Here is a 16092-nt window from a genome sequence, read left to right as displayed (position 1 = left end):
TGGCCGTCATGTCCCGCGCGTCCACTGCTGGTTGGTGCCACTGCCGCACGCGTACGTGATGACGGCGGCACCGTCGGCGGTGGACGCGCCGTTGACGTCCAGGCACTTGCCGGTCGCGCGGGACTTGACGTTCACATAGGAGCCGGTGGTGGTGAGCGACCACTGCTGGGCCGTGGACGAGGAGTTGCAGTTCTCCTGGGTGACCGTGCCGGCGTTCTCCTGGACGCACAGGGAGCTGTGCCGGGTCGTCAGCTGGTAGTAGCCGCTGCCGACGGACTTGAACCAGTACTTCTGGTTGTTGCCGCCGTTGCAGGTGTACTGCTTGATCTGGGCTCCCGGCCACTGCGACTGGCTGGTGACGTCGGCGCACTTGGACGAGTGGCGGGCGATCAGCGTGTTGTACGTGGCGCTGGTGCCACTGACCGTGCCGGTGGCCGTGTCGATCGTCAGCTCGGGGGTCCAGGACATGGACATCGTGGTGGAGGTCGGGAAGGTCAGCGGCAGCCAGACGTAGCGGGAGTCGTTGACCGTGCCGCCGATGGAGTTGCCCCAGCGGTCGCCCAGGTACAGGTAGGAGGTGGTCGAGGTGCCCTGCACGGGCAGGACGTACGCGGTCTGCGAGCCGAAGGTCGTGGCGTCGCCGACGTTGGTCATGGCGGTCCAGGGGCCCGCGATGCTGGTGGCGGTCGCGTACTGCTGCTGGTTGGGGTTCCAGCCCGTGGCACCGGAGGTGAGCATGAAGTAGACGCCGTTGCGCTTGAACAGGGCCGGGGCCTCACGGTGGCCGCCGTGCCAGGGGTCGGCGACGAGGGCGGCGATGCCGGTGTAGTCGGCGGTGAGCCGGTAGATCTGCAGGTCGTAGTTCTCGCGGGCCGCCGAGATCATGTAGCCGGTGCCGTCGGTGTCCACGAAGACGGTGATGTCACGGGACATGTGGGTGCCGAGCGGGCGGAAGCTGCCCTGCCAGGTGTAGTCGCCGTCGACCGTGTCGGAGACGGCGACGGCCGCACGGGCCTCGCTGTAGTCCGTGCCGTTCTCCTTGTGCATCCACATCACGAACTTGCCGGTGGCCGCGTTGTACATGACCTTGGGCCGCTCGATGTTGGCCGTCGCCAGCTCCGGGGCGGTGGCCTCGGTCAGGACGTTGTTGCGGAACTCCCAGTTCTTCAGGTCCGTGGAGCGGTAGGCCGAGACGTACTTGAAGGTGTTGTCGGCGTTGCGGTTCTCGCCGAACCAGTAGTAATAGGTGCCGACCTTGATGACACCGCCGCCGTGGGCGTGCAGGGGGTTGCCCGAAGTGTCCTTGAACTGGACGCCGTTGGGAATCGTCTGCGGCGCCGCCTGGGCGGGACCGGCGGTGACGAGGGCGCCGGCCAGCGCCAGACAGAGCGCGAGGAGCATCGCGTACGCACGTCTCATCTCAGCTCTCCTTACCGGGTGCTCGGGGTGGGTGCATCGGCGACGGGGACGCCGAAGTCGGGGGTACCGTCGGGGTTCCAGCGCAGGCGCTGGACGCGGGTGTGCCGGTTGGGGTCGTTGAGCGGGTCGCCCACGATGTCCTTGTACTGGCGCGCGTGGTAGACGAGGACGTCGGTGCGGCCGTCCTCGGCGACGGTGAAGCTGTTGTGGCCCGGCCCGTACTGCTTGGTGGTGTCGTTGCTGGTGAAGACCGGGGTCGGGGACTTCGACCAGTTGGCGGGGTCCATGAGGTCGGCGTCCGCGTCGACGGTCAGCAGGCCCATGCAGTAGTTGAAGTCGGTCGCGCTGGCCGAGTAGGTCATGAAGAGGCGGCCGTTGCGCTTGATGACCGACGGCCCCTCGTTGACCTTGAAGCCGATGACCTCCCAGTCCAACTCCGGTGTCGTCAGCCGTACCTGAGGTCCCGTCAGGGTCAGGGGGTCGGCCATCTTCGAGAGCCAGACGGCGGTGTTGTTGTCCATCCCGGGCTCGTGCTGTGCCCACGCCAGGTAGCGGGAGCCCCGGTGGGTGAAGGTGGTGGCGTCCAGGGAGAAGGTCTCCCAGGCCGTCTTCAGCTGCCCGCGCTCGACCCAGGTGCCCCGAGACGGGTCCCGATGGGAGTTCTCCAGGACCCAGATGCGGATCGCCCAGATGTCCTCGGCGGGCGCGGAGGCGAAGTAGATGTACCACTTGCCGTCGATGTGGTGGATCTCCGGCGCCCAGATGTGCGCGCCCATCGCACCCGTCTCGTGCTTGCGCCAGATCACCGACTCGGCGGCCGTCGACAGCCCGCGCAGGGTGCGGGATCGGCGCAGGATGATCCGGTCGTACTCGGGTGCGGTCGCGGTGAAGTAGTAGAAGCCGTCGGTGTGCCGGTTGATGTGCGGGTCGGCGCGATTGCGGACCAGCGGATTGACGTACGCCGGCCGGGAGGTGACCGCCGGAGGCGTGGCCGCCCGGGCGGCGGTGGCGGGCAGGGCGGTCAGGGCGCCGGCGGCCAGGGCGCCTTTGAGGAGCAGCCTGCGGTCGGGGGGATGGGGGAGTTCGTGCTCGCGGCTCATGCGGTCCGCCTCTCTGCGGGGTTCTGCACGTGGGGGGAGGTTGGGGGGACAGGGGGAGGAAGGGAGAGACACAAAAGAGAACAGATTCGTTCGACATTTCGCACAAGATCAGTCATGGCGAACGGCGAAAAGGTAAGGGCGTGTTACGTCCAGGTCAACGGGTCGGGCAAGACGAACACATGAGCACAGGAACGAACCGATGCGCGGAAGCCGGACTTCACGAAGTTTCTGTTATCGGGGTGAGCCCCGGACCGTCTCCGACGTCGTGCACAGCCAAACCCACAAGACAGCGGCCGCCGCCGGAGCCCTGGCGGTCACCGCCCTGATGCTCGGCGCCCCCACCGCGACCGCCGCCGGCCCCCGCGACGCGACCTCCGAGGTGCTGGCCGGGCGCGATGTCACGCTCGCCGGGGACACGGTGGTGACCGTGCCGTCGGGGACCACCACGTACGGCGGTGTGTTCAGCGGCACCGGCACGCTCACCGTGCGCGGCACGGGAACACTGATCTTCACCAGGGACAGCGACTTCACCCTGCCGAAGTCCCGGCAGCGGCAGAGCGTACGGATCCTCGGCGGCAACCACCCCTACGTCACCGTCACCCGCCCGGACCCGCCGGCCGTGACCGTCGAGCGGGGCGCGACCCTCCAGTACGGCGACAGCGGCTCGACGGGCGTGATCGGCCACTACCCGTACGGCACCCCGGCGTTCCGGCTCAACCAGAACAACATCCGGGTCGACGGCACCCTGCGGCTCGCCCTGAAGGACGTGGCGTACAACCTGGGGACCCTCAGCGGCTCCGGGCTGGTCAGCCAGCCGCGGTTCCTGTGGGCCACCTGGGACCTGTCGGGCACCCATCCCTTCAGCGGTGTGATCGACAACGGCACCCAGGTGAACGCCGGACGCCCGGAGTACGCGACCTCCCTGCCGAACGCGCGCAAGGTCCTCAACCAGGGCACCTGGACCGTGGACACCCCGCTCGGACGGACCGTCACCCAGGGCATGGACTTCTACCAGCGCGAGTACGGCAGCGACATCAACGTGCAGTCGCGGCCCGGCGGCAAGGTGATCCTCACCGGGCAGTACAGCTGGTCCGACCGGGGCGGCGACACCAACCCCTCGCTCAGCGACCCCGCCCTGAACTGGACACCCGCGCGCAAGAACGTCAACAAGCGCGGCACCAACATCAAGGGCGCCGACGTCCAGTGGGGCGACGGCACCACGAACAAGATCTTCATGCCGGGCACCGCGGAGACGGTCTACATCAACCTCCTCGCCGCCCGCTCCCGTTCGCGGCTCACCTTCGACTACAACGGGCCGGTCACCCTCGGCGCCCCCATCGGCGGCGGCCGCTTCCACGACACCCTCTCCGCGCCCGGCGCCGGGGACATCGTCGTCAAGGGGACCAAGGGCAACGACGTCACCTTCGCCGCCGTCCAGTACTACAACGGGTCGACGACGGTCGAGAAGGGCGCGGTGCTGCGGCTGGGCAGCGGCAGGTCCGGCGGCGACGGCGGGCTGTACACCGAGGGCGACCTCTGCGAGGTGGTCGACAACGGCTCGCTGATCGTCCGCAACACCGCCAGGCCCGTGACGCTGTCGCGGATCGGCGGCAGCGGCTCGCTCACCCAGTCGGGTAGGGCCACCACCACGCTGACCGGCGGCGCGGTGACGTACACCGGGCCGACGACCGTCACCAGGGGCACGCTGGCCCTGCGTTCGGGAGCGACCCTCGCCCACAGCCGCACCCTACGGCTCACCACCGCCGCGGCGACGCTCGACGTGGGCACGGCCGGGCTCACGGTGACCCGGTCGCTGTCCGGCAGGGGCACGGTGAAGGGAGCCGTGACCAACGCGGGCGCGGTCGTGACCGGCCTCACGGTGACAGGCGGCTACACGCAGACGAAGAAGGGTCAACTGGTCCTGCGCGCGAAGCCGTTGAAGGTCTCCGGCGCGGTGCGGCTGGCCGGCGGTCTGGACCTCGCGGCACCGGCCGCCGCCGGCGGGCCCGGCGCGAAGGTCACCGTGATCGACCACCGGGGCGAGGGCCGGAACACCGGGTCGTTCACCGGGCTCCGCGAGGGCGCCGAGGTGAAGCTGGCCGAGCACACGTACCGGATCACCTACCGGGGCGGTGACGGCAACGACGTCGTCCTCTCCCGGGCGAAGGCGGACCGGTCACCGGCGGTGAAGGCCGCCGCGGGCCCCGGGTCCGGTGCCCGGGAGACCCGTACGCAGAACGCGAGTGCCTCCGCCGACACCGGCCTCGGCTGGTGGCCGTACGCGCTCGCCGTCGGCTGTCTGTCCGGGCTGCTCGTGCCGGTGACCCGAAGGCTCAGGAACAACCGCCGCGGCGGCGGGCGCCACGCGGCCGCGGGCTGAGGCGCGGTCGTGCCGTCCGGCTCAGACCCCGGCCCCGGCGACCGTGTCCGCCTCGTCCTGGGCGCCCTCCTGCCGGCCCCGCAGCCACACGTAGACCGGGATGCCCGCGAACAGGAACAGGGCGCCCTGGTAGACGGCCGCGTAGCCGGCTCCGGCGATCAGCCAGAAGGAGAAGGCGAAGGAGAGCGCGGCGACGATCAGGTCGCGGACCAGGCCGGCGGGGCGGACCCGCTCGCGGGTGCCCCTGGCCAGCCAGTACAGCTGGGCCGCGGCGGACAACAGGTACGGGACGCAGCCGGTGAACGTGGTGATGAGGACGAGGACGCGGAAGGCGGTGTCCGGGTCGTCCGCGTAGTTGACGACGATGAGGAGCGTGCCGAGGACGGCGGTGGCGAGGACGCCGAAGCCGGGCACACCGCCCTTGCCGAGCCGGGCGAAGGGCTTCGGGAAGAGGCCGTCGCGGGCGGCGGCGTACGGCATCTGGGCGCTGAGCAGGACCCAGCCGTTGAGGCAGCCGACGATCGAGGCGACGGCGACCAGCGCGATCACCGTGCCGCCCCAGCTGCCGCCGGCCATCGCGTTCACGGCGTCGGCGAAGGGCGCCCCGGACTCCACCAGTTCCTTGTGCGGGACCAGGCCGAACACCGCGACCGTGCCGAGGATGTAGACCAGCGCGGAGGCGAGCGTGCCGAGGACGCTGGCCCGGCCCACGGTGCGCTCGGGGTCCTTGACCTCGCCCGCGCTGACGGCGGCCGACTCGACGCCCAGGAAGCTGTAGAGAAGGAGCGCCGCGGCGGCCGCGATGGCGCCGGGCGTGCTCTCGCCGGAGGCGTTGAACGGACCGTAGTTGTCGGTGTCGACGAAGAACAGACCGATGGTGGCGACCAGCAGCAGCGGCACGAACTTCAGCACGGTGGAGACGATCTGCACCGCGCCCACGTAGCGGGTGCCCGCGAAGTTCGCGGCGGCCGGCAGCCACAGGGCGGCCAGGGCCACCAGCGCCGGGACGGCCTTGCCGTCGCCCAGGGGTATCAGCACGTCCACGTAGCCGACCACGCCGACGGCGAGCGCGGCGATGCTGACCCAGCACATCGTCCAGTACGACCAGGCCGACAGGAAGCCCGCGAAGGGGCCGAAGGCGTCGCGCGGGTAGACGTAGAGGCCACCGGTGACCGGGCTGCGCCGGGCCAGCTTCCCGAAGAGCAGCGCCAGCAGGACGGCGGCCACGGAGAGGATGCCGAAGGCGAGCAGACTGACCGTGCCGTACGGGGCGACGGCGGCGGGGAGCGTGAAGATGCCGCCGCCGATGATGTTGCCCATGACGAGGGCGGTGGCCGCGACGACGCCGAACTTGCGGCCCGGGGCGGCCGCGCTCGCGCCGGGTCCGGCGGCCGGGGTCGCCCCGGCGTCGCCGGCCGGGCTCGGTTCGGGCTCGGTGGCCTCGGGGGTGCTGGTGGTGGTCATGGCGGTTCCCGGGGGAGGGAGTGGGGACGGGGAGGGCGTGATCGTACCCCCGCAGTCCACATGGTGGTCGATCTGTTCACAGACTGGACATACTCGGGGGTCCGCCTCCGGGGCTCGGTTACCGTCGTCGGCATGACCAGCAACGCACCCGGCAGCCTCTCCCCCGTCCCCGGCCCTCCCGTCGGCCCCTTCGCCGCGGCCCTCGCCGCCGATGTACTCGTCCTCGACGGCGGCATGTCCAACCAGCTGGAGTCCGCCGGGCACGACCTGAGCGACGAGCTGTGGTCGGCGCGGCTGCTCGCGGAGCAGCCCGAGGCGCTCACCGAGGCCCATCTCGCCTACTTCGAGGCGGGCGCCGACGTGGCGATCACGGCGAGCTACCAGGCCACCTTCGAGGGCTTCGCCAAGCGCGGCGTCGACGGCGAGAGGGCGGCCGAACTCATGGCCCTGAGTGTCGAGTCGGCCGTGGACGCGGCGGTGGAGGCGAAGACGCGGGGCCGCTCGGGCCCGCTGCTGGTGGCTGCCTCGGTCGGCCCGTACGGGGCCATGCTCGCGGACGGTTCCGAGTACCGGGGCCGGTACGGGCTGAGCCCGGCCGAGCTGGAACGGTTCCACCGGCCCCGGCTGGAGGCGCTGGCCGCCGCCCGCCCCGACGTCCTGGCCCTGGAGACGATCCCGGACACCGACGAGGCCGAGGCCCTGCTGCGGGCGGTCCGCGGTCTGGGCGTGCCCGCCTGGCTGTCGTACACCGTCGCCGGCGACCGCACGCGGGCCGGGCAGCCGCTGGAGGAGGCCTTCGCACTCGCCGCCGACTCCGAGGAGGTCGTCGCCGTCGGCGTGAACTGCTGCGCCTCCGACGACGTGGACGGCGCGATCGAGACAGCCGTCAGGGTCACCGGCAAGCCGGTCGTCGTGTACCCGAACAGCGGCGAGACCTGGGACGCGTCGGCCCGGGCCTGGACCGGGCGGTCCACGTTCACCACCGAGCAGGTCAAGGGGTGGCGGGCGGCCGGGGCCCGGCTCATCGGCGGATGCTGCCGGGTGGGGCCGGAGGCCATCGCGGCCATCGCGCGGACACTGGGCTGAGGACCCGCCACGCGACCGGCGCTTGCCCGCGTGACCGATCGCGACAGGTCCCCGCGCCCCTCGCGGGGCACGGGGACCTGAGTCGCGGATCCGGTGGTCACGGCGTCACTTCGGGTCGCTGTTGAACCGGGCGGCCGACCAGAAGTAGCCGAGCACCGCGAGGCCCAGGCACCAGGCGAGGGCGAGCCAGCCGTTGTGGCCGATCTCGGTGCCGAGGAGCAGACCGCGCAGGGTCTCGATGGCCGGGGTGAAGGGCTGGTACTCGGCGATCGGCCGGAACCAGCCCGGCATGGTGTCGGCCGGGATGAAGGCGCTGGAGACGAGCGGCAGGAGGACCAGCGGCTGTGCGCTGTTGGCGGCCGCCTCGGCGTTGGGGCTGACCAGACCCATGCCGACCGCGATCCAGGTGAGCGCCAGCGAGAACAGGGCGAGCAGCCCGAACGCGGCCAGCCATTCCAGGGGGGTGGCGTCGACGGAGCGGAAGCCGATGGCCACGCCGACCGCGCCGACGAGGACCACGCTGGCGACACATTGCAGCACGCTGCCGACGACGTGCCCGATGAGCACGGAGCCGCGGTGGATCGCCATCGTGCGGAAGCGGGCGATGATGCCCTCGTTCATGTCCGTCGCGACGGACACCGCGGTCCCGACGACGGTGCCGCCGATGGTCAGCATCAGGATGCCCGGGACGATGTAGGCGATGTAGTCGGAGCGGTCGCTGCCTCCGATGCCGGCGCTCATCACGTCGCCGAAGATGTAGACGAAGAGCAGGAGCAGCATGATCGGCGTGAGCAGCAGGTTCAGGGTGAGCGACGGGTAGCGGCGCGCGTGCAGGAGGTTGCGGCGCAGCATCGTGGAGGAGTCGCGGACGGCGAGGGCGAGGGAACTCATCGGACGGTCTCCTTGGTCTGGGTGGCCTCGGTGGCCTGCGCGGTCTGGGTGGGGAGGGTGGTGTCGGCGGTGAGGGCGAAGAAGACGTCGTCGAGGTCGGGGGTGTGGACGGTGAGTTCGTCGGCCTCGATGCCGGCGGTGTGCAGCTGGTCGAGGATGGCGCGCAGTTCGCGCTGGGTGCCGTCGCTGGGCAGGTGCAGGGCGAGGGCGTCGTCGTCGCGGGTGGCGTGGGGCTGTGCGGTGGCGGCGGTGCGGTAGGCGGTGGGGTCGGTGAAGCGCAGGCGTACGTGTCCGCCGGGGACGAGGCGTTTGAGCTGTTCGGGGGTTCCTTCGGCGGCGATGTGGCCGTTGTGCAGGACGGCGATGCGGTCGGCGAGCTGGTCGGCTTCTTCGAGGTACTGGGTGGTGAGCAGGACGGTGACGCCGGTGGTGACCAGTTCGCGGATGATCTGCCACATGGTGTGGCGGGAGCGGGGGTCCAGGCCGGTGGTGGGTTCGTCGAGGAAGATGATGCGGGGGTCGCCGACGAGGGTCATGGCGATGTCGAGGCGGCGTCTCATGCCGCCGGAGTAGGTGGAGGCGGGTTTCTTCGCGGCGTCGGTGAGGTCGAAGCGGTCCAGGAGTTCGGCCGCGACGCGTCGTCCTTCGGCTTTGGGCAGGTGGTGCAGGTCGGCCATGAGGAGCATGTTCTCCTCGCCGGTGATCAGGCCGTCGACGGCGGAGAACTGCCCGGTGACACCGATGGCCGCGCGTACGGCCTGGGGGTCGGCGGTGAGGTCGTGGCCGGCGACCTGGGCCCGGCCGCCGTCGGAGGGGACGAGGGTCGAGAGGATCTTGACGGCGGTGGTCTTGCCGGCACCGTTCTGCCCCAGCAGGGCGAAGATCGTCCCTTCGGGGACCGCGAGGTCGATGCCGTCGAGGACGGTCTTGTCACCGTAGGACTTGCGCAGCCCGTTCGCCGCGATGGCCGGGTCGGTCATGGGAGTCGCTCCTTCGAAGGTCACGGGTGGCAGTCAGGGGGTCAGAGGCTGCGGGCGGTGATGTCGCCGTAGCCGGTGGTGGCGCTGATGTCGAGCCGGGCGGCGGCGCCCTCGCCGTTCCTGAGCGAGTTGCGGATCCGGCCGTAGGAGGTGGAGGCGTCCAGCGAGGCCGAGACGCCGGCGGCGGCCCCGACGGAGATCTCGCCGTGTCCGGTGCGCAGGGTGACGGTGCCGCCCGTGGCCTCGGTGACGCGCAGGTCGCCCTTGCCGCTGGTGATCTCGGCGGGGCCGTCCAGACGGCCGACCAGGGCGTCGCCGGCCAGGAGGGCCAGACGGGCGCCGGCGACCTCGTCGAACTTGACCGAACCGTGCGCGCCGTCGATGGAGACCTCGCCCAGCCGCCCGACGCCGCGGAACTCGGCGGCCGCCGCCGTGGCCTCGACCCGGGAGCCTGCGGGCAGCTGGACCGTGACCTCCAGGGCTCCGGAGGGGCCGAGGAGTTCGCTCTTCGCCTTGGGGGCCTCGATCCGCAGCACTCCGTCGCGATAGTCGACCGTGGTCCGCTCGGCGGCCTTGACGTCACGGTCCTTGGAGGCGTTGGCGGGACGGACCTCGACGGTGGTGTCGACCCGGTCGGCGGCGATGAACCGCACGTGTCCGGCCGGGATGTTCAGCACCGCGGAGATCGGGGCGGGGGTGTCGAACTTCTGCATCGTTCTCTCCTTCGCGTCCTTGTTTCTGACAATGGAAAAGCTACGTTGCATTCACAGATTCAGCAACATACTCGTTGCGTAGCTCTACCGTTTATGCAGATCAGAGGCTCTATTTCGTTGCGATGAGTTCGAACTTAACGCAACGAAACGCACGCGTCACGTTGCAATGAACTGAGGTGAACGCTAGAGTGGGCGCACCACGGAGCACGAAGGAGACAGCGATGCCGGGAGGCAGGCTCACTCAGCAGGAACGACGGCAGATCGCGCTCGGGCTGGCCGACGGCCTCGCCTACGCGGAGATCGCCAGACAGCTCGACCGTCCGACGTCGACGGTCACCCGTGAGGTGATGCGCAACGGCGGCCCCACCGGGTACCGCGCCGAGCTGGCCCACCGCGCCACCGAACGCCGCGCCCACCGTCGTCGCCCGACCGCACCCCTCTCCGCGCGGGCGCCCGAGCAGCCCCACGGACGCGACGCCGAAGCCGTACGCGAGTACGAGGAGACCTTCACGGCCGTCATGACGGCCTCGGGGATGCCCACGATGATGGCCCGGGTGATGGCCTGCCTCACGCTCACCGACAGCGGCAGCCTCACCGCGTCCGAGCTGGCCCAGCGCCTCCAGGTGAGCCCCGCGTCCATTTCCAAGGCGATCACGTTCCTCGACGGCCAGGGCATGGTCCGCCGGGAACAGGGCGAGCGCCGCCGCGAGCGCTACGTCGTCGACGACGACGTCTGGTACCAGTCGATGCTCGCCAGCGCCCGCGCCATCTCCCAGATCGTCGAGACCGCCCGTCAGGGTGTCGGTGTCCTCGGCACCGGCACTCCCGCCGCCGCACGCCTGGAGAACGTGGCCCGTTTCCTCGACTTCGTCAGCGAGAACACCGTCCGCGCCGCGGAACAGGCCCGCGAGATCCTCCACACCAAGCCCCGGACGCCCGTGGCCGACGGGACCGCCGAGCCCGGCCCGGAGCACGGCTAGAGGACATCACGGACTGCGGCGGAAGCGGCGCAGGGCCGGGAGCGGGCCTCCGCCGGAGATGACGAAGGTGCCCGCGCCCTGGACTCTGCGGGGGCGTCTGGCGTCCGCGTCCCAGAGAGCGAGTTCGGGGTCGTAGGGACCGAGGACCATCCGGATGCCGTCCGGGGTGTCCGCGTCCACCGGGCTGTCGAAGACGCGCACCGGGTGGGTGGCGTCCCAGGCGGGCCAGCCGGGGGTGCCCTCCGTGACGAAGCGGACCCAGGCGGTGTGCATGGCGGCGGCGAGGTCGTGCGGCGGGTCCTCTCCGGCGAGCTTGGCGGAGGCCGAGGTGTCGCCGGTGTCGAAGACGAAACCGAGTTCGAGGGCGTGGCAGGAGCCGAGGGCGGGGGTGCCGGAGGGCCAGGCGAACTCGTAGAGGTAGGACCGGGCGTGGTCGAGGCGGGCGTCCGCCACGCGGTGCAGGGGGACGCGCAGCAGGTGGTCGGTGACGAGCCGGCCGACCAGGTCGGCGGTGCCCGTGTCGGGATGGAGTTCGCGGTAGCCGCGGGGCAGCTCGGGGCCGCAGCGGCAGCGGGCGCGCGCGCCGGCCAGGGCGACCGTGCCGAGCCGGTCGACACGCTCCTGGAGGCCGCCGGGGACGAGCCAGAGGCGGTGTTCGTCGCGGGTCCAGCCCATGAGGAGGTCGGTCCCGGGGGCCGCGCCGTGCTCGGTCAGGGCTTCCAGCGGATCGGTGGGCAGCAGGTCGCCGTCGACGACGAGGCCGAAGGCGGGGCCGCCCAGCACCGGACTGCTGAGGCGGCCCGCCTCCGCCTGCGCCTCGACGAGAGCGGTCCGGTCCACGGCGGCGAAGGCCTCGGCGGTCGCCGGGACCTTCAGTCGGGTCGCCATCCGGCGGACCATGCGGCGCACCTTGTCCCGGTCCAGGGCCTCGGGCGGCCCGCTCTGCAGGACCGCCCGCCGGAACAGGCCCCGCGCGCGGGGGGCGGCCAGCAGCGCGCCGACGCTGATGGCGCCCGCCGACTGGCCGGCCAGGGTCACCCGGTCAGGGTCGCCGCCGAACCCGGCGATCGCCTCGCGCACCCACTCCAGCGCGGCCAGTTGGTCACGCAGTCCGAGGTTGGGCGGGGCGTCCGGGAAGAGGCCGTAACCCTCCACTCCCAGGCGGTAGTTGAGGGACACCAGCACCACACCGTCACGGGCGAAGGCGGCACCGTCGTAGACCGGGACCGCCGACGATCCCCGGGTGAGGGCACCGCCGTGGATCCAGACCATGACCGGCAGCCGGGCGGCGGGGTCCGGGGCCGGTGTCCACACGTTCAGGTTGAGGCAGTCGTCGCCCGGGACGACGGGGTCCGACAGACAGCGGGCGAACGCCTCCGAGTACGGCGGCTTCGGAGGCGTCGGCCCGAAGGCGACGGCGTCCCGCACCCCCGCCCAGGGCTCGGGCGGGACGGGCGGGCGGAACCGGTGGGGGCCGAAGGGCGGGGCCGCGTAGGGGATGCCCCGGAAGACCGCGATCCCGTTCTCGTGGCCGTCCCCGTGCTCGTACGTGCCCCGTACGAGCCCGTACGGTGTCCTGACCACGGGGCCCTGCCGGTCTGCCGTCATCGCACCAGCTCCTCACGCCCGCCCGCTCGTGGACCGTCGTCCACCTCAGAGCACCACATCCCCTCGCGGTATTCCGGTCGTGCCGGGTCTTCGGACGGCCGTTCGGGGGACAACGGGCCTGTCCGGCGTCATCGGGCGTATCAGGGTGCCGAAGCCCAGGTGGTCGTAGCCGCCGCCGGTCGAGCCGTAGTCACCGCCGCCGCCCTCGGGACGGACCCGTTCGGCCATGGCGGTGACGTACGGGACGGACAGGCCCCGTCGCCGTGCCGGCCCAGCGGCTCTCCGAGCACCGGGCGGAGGTGGAGGTCACCGTGGACGCCCGACCGCGTACCTTCGACGAGGCGGCCGGCCTCACCCTGCGCTACAACACCTCCTCGTACCTCTGCCTGGACCTGACCTGGGCCGAACCCGAGGGGGAACCGCAGCGCGGCCTGCAGTGGCGAGGCGAGGGCCGTACCGTGCCCAGCCTCCTCGAACGCGACGAGGACGGGGCCCGGCAGATGTCTCTCGTCGAGGTCGCCCCGGAGGGACCCGTCACTCGGGGGCGACCTCGACGGTGCGGAGGCGGCCTTCTGGCACCTCCGCGACGAACCCGCACCCCCATCGGACCGGTCCTGGACTTCACCCACCTGTCCGACGACTACGGCTCCGCTTCACCGGCACCTTGGCCGGCATCCACGCTCAGGACCTGGTAGCGGCGGAGTTCACCGCGGACTTCAGCGGGTTCCGGCTGGTGTGCAAAGCGGAGTGAAGGGTGGGACGAGTGGGCGGAGCGGCGGGCGAGGACAGGAGGACGCACCGGTCGGGAGCGGATGCCTCCCAGGTGAGGGGCGGCCTCTTCGCGACGGGCGCGAGCGACCGGTGGCGAGGCGGCGGGCAGGCCGCGGAGGCTTAGGACCTGTCGTCGAATCCCCGGCCGCCTGCCCGCCGGACGGAGGGTCAGACCGCGGCGAGCCGGGCGACCAGCAGCTCCACCCTCGGCTCGGCGTACTCCCGCGGCACCCGTCCCGACCGGGTCAGGGTCGCCACGCCGTGCAGGGACGCCCAGAACAACTCGGTGAACAGCCCCGGGTCCACGCCGTCCCCGGCGACCTCGCCGAGGCACTCCAGCAGCGCGGCGAAGGCGTCCTTGAGAGGTTCCGGTGTGTCCTCCTGCGCGAACGCCAGGCCGCCGTCGAGCTGGAACATCGCGTCGTAGACCGCCGGGTTGCGTTCGGCGAAGTCCAGGTAGGCGCGGGCGAGGGCGGTGACCCGGGCGCGAGGGCCGCCGTCCGCCGTGGAGACGGCGGCCCGCAGCGCCGCGGCCATCTCGACCGCGCCCTCCAGGGCGACGGCGCCGATGATCTCGCGCTTGCCGCGGAAGTGGCTGTAGAGGACGGGCTGGCTGTATTCGATGCGCTCGGCGAGCCGACGCGTGGTGACCGCGTCCCAGCCCTGCCGCTCGGCGAGTTCACGGGCCGTCGCCACGATGAGGCGCTCGCGTTCCGCCCGCTCGCGCTGCTTGCGTTCCTGTACCGACATGCCTTGACTCTAGCACCGCTAGACAAAGGAGCAGTAGCAGTACTAGCGTTGCCTCATCAGCTAGCAGTACTAGATATTGCGAGGGTCGCCATGCTCAACGCACTTGAGGTCGTCACCACCGTGCTCGTCGGCCTGATGGTGGGGGTGGAGTTCTCCGTCGCCTTCGTCATGAACCGGATCTTCGACGCCCTCCCGGACGACAGCAATCAGCAGGCCCGCTCCCACGGGGGCCGGATGCTCGGCGCCGTGATGCCGGTCTGGTACATCGGCTCACTCGTCCTCGTCGGCATCTGGGCCGTCGCCGGGTGGCACCACCACGGCACCGGTCTCGTCATCGCCGCCGGCGCGCTGCTGATCGTCAGCGTGATCATGTCGATCCTGCTGCTCGTGCCGATCAACAACCAGGGCAAGACCTGGACGCCCGACAACCGGCCCGACGACTGGAAGCAGCAGATGAAGCGCTGGGAGCGCTACCACTACGTCCGCGTCGCCGTCATCGTCGCGGCCTTCACCCTGCTGGTCGCCGCCCTCGTCTGAGGCGGCGGCGGGCCCTCGCGTCCCCGAGCCGGGGGAGGCGAGGGCCCGCTTTCCGGGATGCTCGTCGACACTCACCCCTCGGCCTCCTTGTTCGAAGTTTCGAAAGTTTTGGCCTGGGCGGTCCTGTGAATCCCCGCTTCTTCCCGCCGTGTTGAGTTGGGCTTACCGTAGGAAGCGCTTGCTACGCGGTGCACGCCTGCACCGTGCGAGAGACGCTGTTCGAAAATTTCACCGGCCCTCGGGACGGGGCCCTGAGAGGTGGAGTCGCGATGGTGCGTGGCGGGAGCGCGACGGCCGGGCCGACGCTGGCGGTGGTGGCACGCGAGGCCGGGGTGTCCGTGCCGACCGCCTCGAAGGTGGTCAACGGCCGCGAGGACGTGGCCCCGGAGACCAGGCGCCGGGTCACCGAGGCGTTGGACCGGCTCGGTTACGTCCGCAGACCCCGGTTCGAGGCGTCGCAACCGCCGCGCATGGTCGACCTGGTGGTCCACTCCCTGGAGAGTTCCTGGTCGGGCGCGGTCCTGCACGGTGTCGAACAGGCCGCCCACGACGCCGGCCTGGAGGTCGTGGTCTCGGCGGGCCTGACCCGCACCCGGGGCGCCCGCCCCGAACGCGGCTGGTTCGACAAGCTGACCGCACGGGGTTCCGCGGGGGTGCTGTTCAACCTCGCCGAGCTGTCCCCCGCCCAGTACTCCTGGCTCACCCAGCACCGCATCCCGTTCGTGCTCATCGACCCGGTCCTGGAACCGCCGCCGGGCGTGGTGTCGGTCGGCGCGGCCAACTGGCAGGGCGGGATGACCGCCACCGACCATCTGCTGTCCCTGGGGCACGAGCGGATCGCCGTGATCGCCGGATACCGGCGCAAGATGTGCAGCAGCGCCCGGGTGGCGGGCTACCGCTCGGCGCTGACGGCCGCACGGATCCCGTACCGGCCGGAGTACGTCCGTTACGGCAACTTCATGGAGACCACCGCCCACCACCGCATGCTCCAGCTGCTCGATCTTCCCGAGCCGCCCACCGCCGTGTTCGTCTGCTCGGACAAGATGGCTCTCGGGGTGTACGAGGCGCTGGCCGAGCGGGGACTGCGCGTGCCGGACGACATCAGCGTGGTCGGATTCGACGACCTTCCCGAGGCCCGCTGGGCGACTCCCGGGCTGACGACCGTCCGCCAGCCGCTCTCGGAGATGGCCCAGAGCGCTCTCCGGCTGCTGGTGCGGATGATGGAGGGCGACCAACCGGAGGGCACACGCACGGAGTTGTCGACGCGGCTGGTGGAGCGGTCCAGCACGGGGGTGCCGCGCTCGGCCTGAGCAGGTCGGCACGGGTGGGAGCCTGGTGTGTTTTGGTTCGGTCAAGTGGTTGCGGCGACCCTGAGTTCCGGTGAACGGTGGGCGTCGTGCGACCGTACGCATA

Annotated in this window: 15 protein-coding genes; 6 read left to right on the top strand and 9 right to left on the bottom strand. The window is 71.3% G+C overall.

The annotated features are described in order from the left end of the window. Positions 1-6 precede the first annotated feature (6 nt). The gene (locus tag H4687_RS35785) at positions 7-1419 is read right to left on the bottom strand and encodes an RICIN domain-containing protein (RefSeq protein ID WP_046915094.1); all 1413 of its coding nucleotides are present in this window, start codon (positions 1417-1419) and stop codon (positions 7-9) included. Positions 1420-1430: 11 nt separating this feature from the next. Then, the gene (locus H4687_RS35780; RefSeq protein ID WP_046915095.1) at positions 1431-2519 is read right to left on the bottom strand and encodes a glycoside hydrolase family 43 protein; all 1089 of its coding nucleotides are present in this window, start codon (positions 2517-2519) and stop codon (positions 1431-1433) included. A gap of 265 nt (positions 2520-2784) precedes the next feature. Between H4687_RS35780 and H4687_RS35775 the strand changes: the two genes are divergently transcribed. Next, complete coding sequence (locus H4687_RS35775; RefSeq protein ID WP_046915678.1) at positions 2785-4899, top strand: hypothetical protein; 2115 nt, start codon at positions 2785-2787, stop codon at positions 4897-4899. Positions 4900-4920: 21 nt separating this feature from the next. Here H4687_RS35775 and H4687_RS35770 read toward each other — a convergent pair whose 3' ends face one another. Beyond that, entirely contained in the window at positions 4921-6363 is a 1443-nt protein-coding gene (locus H4687_RS35770) for an amino acid permease (RefSeq protein WP_046915677.1), read from the bottom strand. Between the two features lie 132 nt (positions 6364-6495). Between H4687_RS35770 and mmuM the strand changes: the two genes are divergently transcribed. Continuing rightward, complete coding sequence (gene mmuM / locus H4687_RS35765) at positions 6496-7449, top strand: homocysteine S-methyltransferase (RefSeq protein ID WP_046915679.1); 954 nt, start codon at positions 6496-6498, stop codon at positions 7447-7449. A 105-nt stretch (positions 7450-7554) separates the two neighbouring features. Here the strand turns inward: mmuM and H4687_RS35760 are convergent, their stop codons facing one another. The 3 genes from H4687_RS35760 to H4687_RS35750 are packed head-to-tail and all read right to left on the bottom strand — an operon-like array spanning position 7555 to position 10033. Further along, positions 7555-8340, bottom strand: coding sequence for an ABC transporter permease (locus H4687_RS35760; RefSeq protein WP_046915676.1), 786 nt, complete (start codon positions 8338-8340; stop codon positions 7555-7557). After that, positions 8337-9320, bottom strand: a complete 984-nt coding sequence (locus tag H4687_RS35755; RefSeq protein WP_192781757.1) for an ATP-binding cassette domain-containing protein — start codon at positions 9318-9320, stop codon at positions 8337-8339. Before H4687_RS35755 ends, H4687_RS35760 begins: the two co-directional genes overlap by 4 nt. 41 nt (positions 9321-9361) lie before the next feature. Further along, positions 9362-10033 carry a DUF4097 family beta strand repeat-containing protein gene (locus tag H4687_RS35750; RefSeq protein ID WP_046915636.1) on the bottom strand — a complete coding sequence of 224 codons (672 nt, stop codon included), beginning with the start codon at positions 10031-10033 and terminating at the stop codon, positions 9362-9364. 221 nt (positions 10034-10254) lie between these two features. On the opposite strand from H4687_RS35750, the gene H4687_RS35745 reads away from it, so the two are divergent. Then, positions 10255-11013 (top strand): GbsR/MarR family transcriptional regulator, encoded by a 759-nt coding sequence (locus tag H4687_RS35745; protein WP_046915635.1) that lies wholly within the window; start codon positions 10255-10257, stop codon positions 11011-11013. 6 nt (positions 11014-11019) lie between these two features. Here H4687_RS35745 and H4687_RS35740 read toward each other — a convergent pair whose 3' ends face one another. Continuing rightward, positions 11020-12621 (bottom strand): carboxylesterase/lipase family protein, encoded by a 1602-nt coding sequence (locus H4687_RS35740; RefSeq protein ID WP_050398086.1) that lies wholly within the window; start codon positions 12619-12621, stop codon positions 11020-11022. A gap of 45 nt (positions 12622-12666) precedes the next feature. Then, positions 12667-12849 carry a hypothetical protein gene (locus H4687_RS46855; RefSeq protein ID WP_306458988.1) on the bottom strand — a complete coding sequence of 61 codons (183 nt, stop codon included), beginning with the start codon at positions 12847-12849 and terminating at the stop codon, positions 12667-12669. A gap of 35 nt (positions 12850-12884) precedes the next feature. Between H4687_RS46855 and H4687_RS35730 the strand changes: the two genes are divergently transcribed. Then, positions 12885-13316 carry a beta-xylosidase family glycoside hydrolase gene (locus tag H4687_RS35730; RefSeq protein WP_050398085.1) on the top strand — a complete coding sequence of 144 codons (432 nt, stop codon included), beginning with the start codon at positions 12885-12887 and terminating at the stop codon, positions 13314-13316. A gap of 244 nt (positions 13317-13560) precedes the next feature. Here the strand turns inward: H4687_RS35730 and H4687_RS35725 are convergent, their stop codons facing one another. Further along, on the bottom strand, positions 13561-14142 hold the full coding sequence (locus H4687_RS35725) for a TetR/AcrR family transcriptional regulator (RefSeq protein WP_046916184.1): 582 nt from the start codon (positions 14140-14142) through the stop codon (positions 13561-13563). A 90-nt stretch (positions 14143-14232) separates the two neighbouring features. Here H4687_RS35725 and H4687_RS35720 point away from each other — a divergent pair, with 90 nt between their 5' ends. Both H4687_RS35720 and H4687_RS35715 read left to right on the top strand, forming a co-directional pair. Beyond that, complete coding sequence (locus H4687_RS35720; RefSeq protein ID WP_046916185.1) at positions 14233-14679, top strand: DUF1772 domain-containing protein; 447 nt, start codon at positions 14233-14235, stop codon at positions 14677-14679. A 269-nt stretch (positions 14680-14948) separates the two neighbouring features. Further along, positions 14949-15989: a LacI family DNA-binding transcriptional regulator gene (locus H4687_RS35715; protein ID WP_046916186.1), complete on the top strand. Its 1041-nt coding sequence runs from the start codon at positions 14949-14951 to the stop codon at positions 15987-15989. The last annotated feature ends 103 nt before the right edge of the window (positions 15990-16092 follow it).

Source organism: Streptomyces stelliscabiei (assembly GCF_014873495.1).
GTDB lineage: Bacteria > Actinomycetota > Actinomycetes > Streptomycetales > Streptomycetaceae > Streptomyces > Streptomyces bottropensis.
Note: the sequence above shows the minus strand (reverse complement) of the source record. Positions and strands in the feature narration are given on the sequence as shown.

Bases quoted from the DNA above. Each gene is read 5' to 3' on its own strand.
- H4687_RS35785 (WP_046915094.1), bottom strand. From the start codon at position 1,419: ATGAGACGTGCGTACGCGATGCTCCTCGCGCTCTGTCTGGCGCTGGCC.
- H4687_RS35780 (WP_046915095.1), bottom strand. From the start codon at position 2,519: ATGAGCCGCGAGCACGAACTCCCCCATCCCCCCGACCGCAGGCTGCTC.
- H4687_RS35770 (WP_046915677.1), bottom strand. From the start codon at position 6,363: ATGACCACCACCAGCACCCCCGAGGCCACCGAGCCCGAACCGAGCCCG.
- mmuM (WP_046915679.1), top strand. From the start codon at position 6,496: ATGACCAGCAACGCACCCGGCAGCCTCTCCCCCGTCCCCGGCCCTCCC.
- H4687_RS35760 (WP_046915676.1), bottom strand. From the start codon at position 8,340: ATGAGTTCCCTCGCCCTCGCCGTCCGCGACTCCTCCACGATGCTGCGC.
- H4687_RS35755 (WP_192781757.1), bottom strand. From the start codon at position 9,320: ATGACCGACCCGGCCATCGCGGCGAACGGGCTGCGCAAGTCCTACGGT.
- H4687_RS35750 (WP_046915636.1), bottom strand. From the start codon at position 10,033: ATGCAGAAGTTCGACACCCCCGCCCCGATCTCCGCGGTGCTGAACATC.
- H4687_RS35745 (WP_046915635.1), top strand. From the start codon at position 10,255: ATGCCGGGAGGCAGGCTCACTCAGCAGGAACGACGGCAGATCGCGCTC.
- H4687_RS35740 (WP_050398086.1), bottom strand. From the start codon at position 12,621: ATGACGGCAGACCGGCAGGGCCCCGTGGTCAGGACACCGTACGGGCTC.
- H4687_RS46855 (WP_306458988.1), bottom strand. From the start codon at position 12,849: ATGGCCGAACGGGTCCGTCCCGAGGGCGGCGGCGGTGACTACGGCTCG.
- H4687_RS35725 (WP_046916184.1), bottom strand. From the start codon at position 14,142: ATGTCGGTACAGGAACGCAAGCAGCGCGAGCGGGCGGAACGCGAGCGC.
- H4687_RS35720 (WP_046916185.1), top strand. From the start codon at position 14,233: ATGCTCAACGCACTTGAGGTCGTCACCACCGTGCTCGTCGGCCTGATG.
- H4687_RS35715 (WP_046916186.1), top strand. From the start codon at position 14,949: ATGGTGCGTGGCGGGAGCGCGACGGCCGGGCCGACGCTGGCGGTGGTG.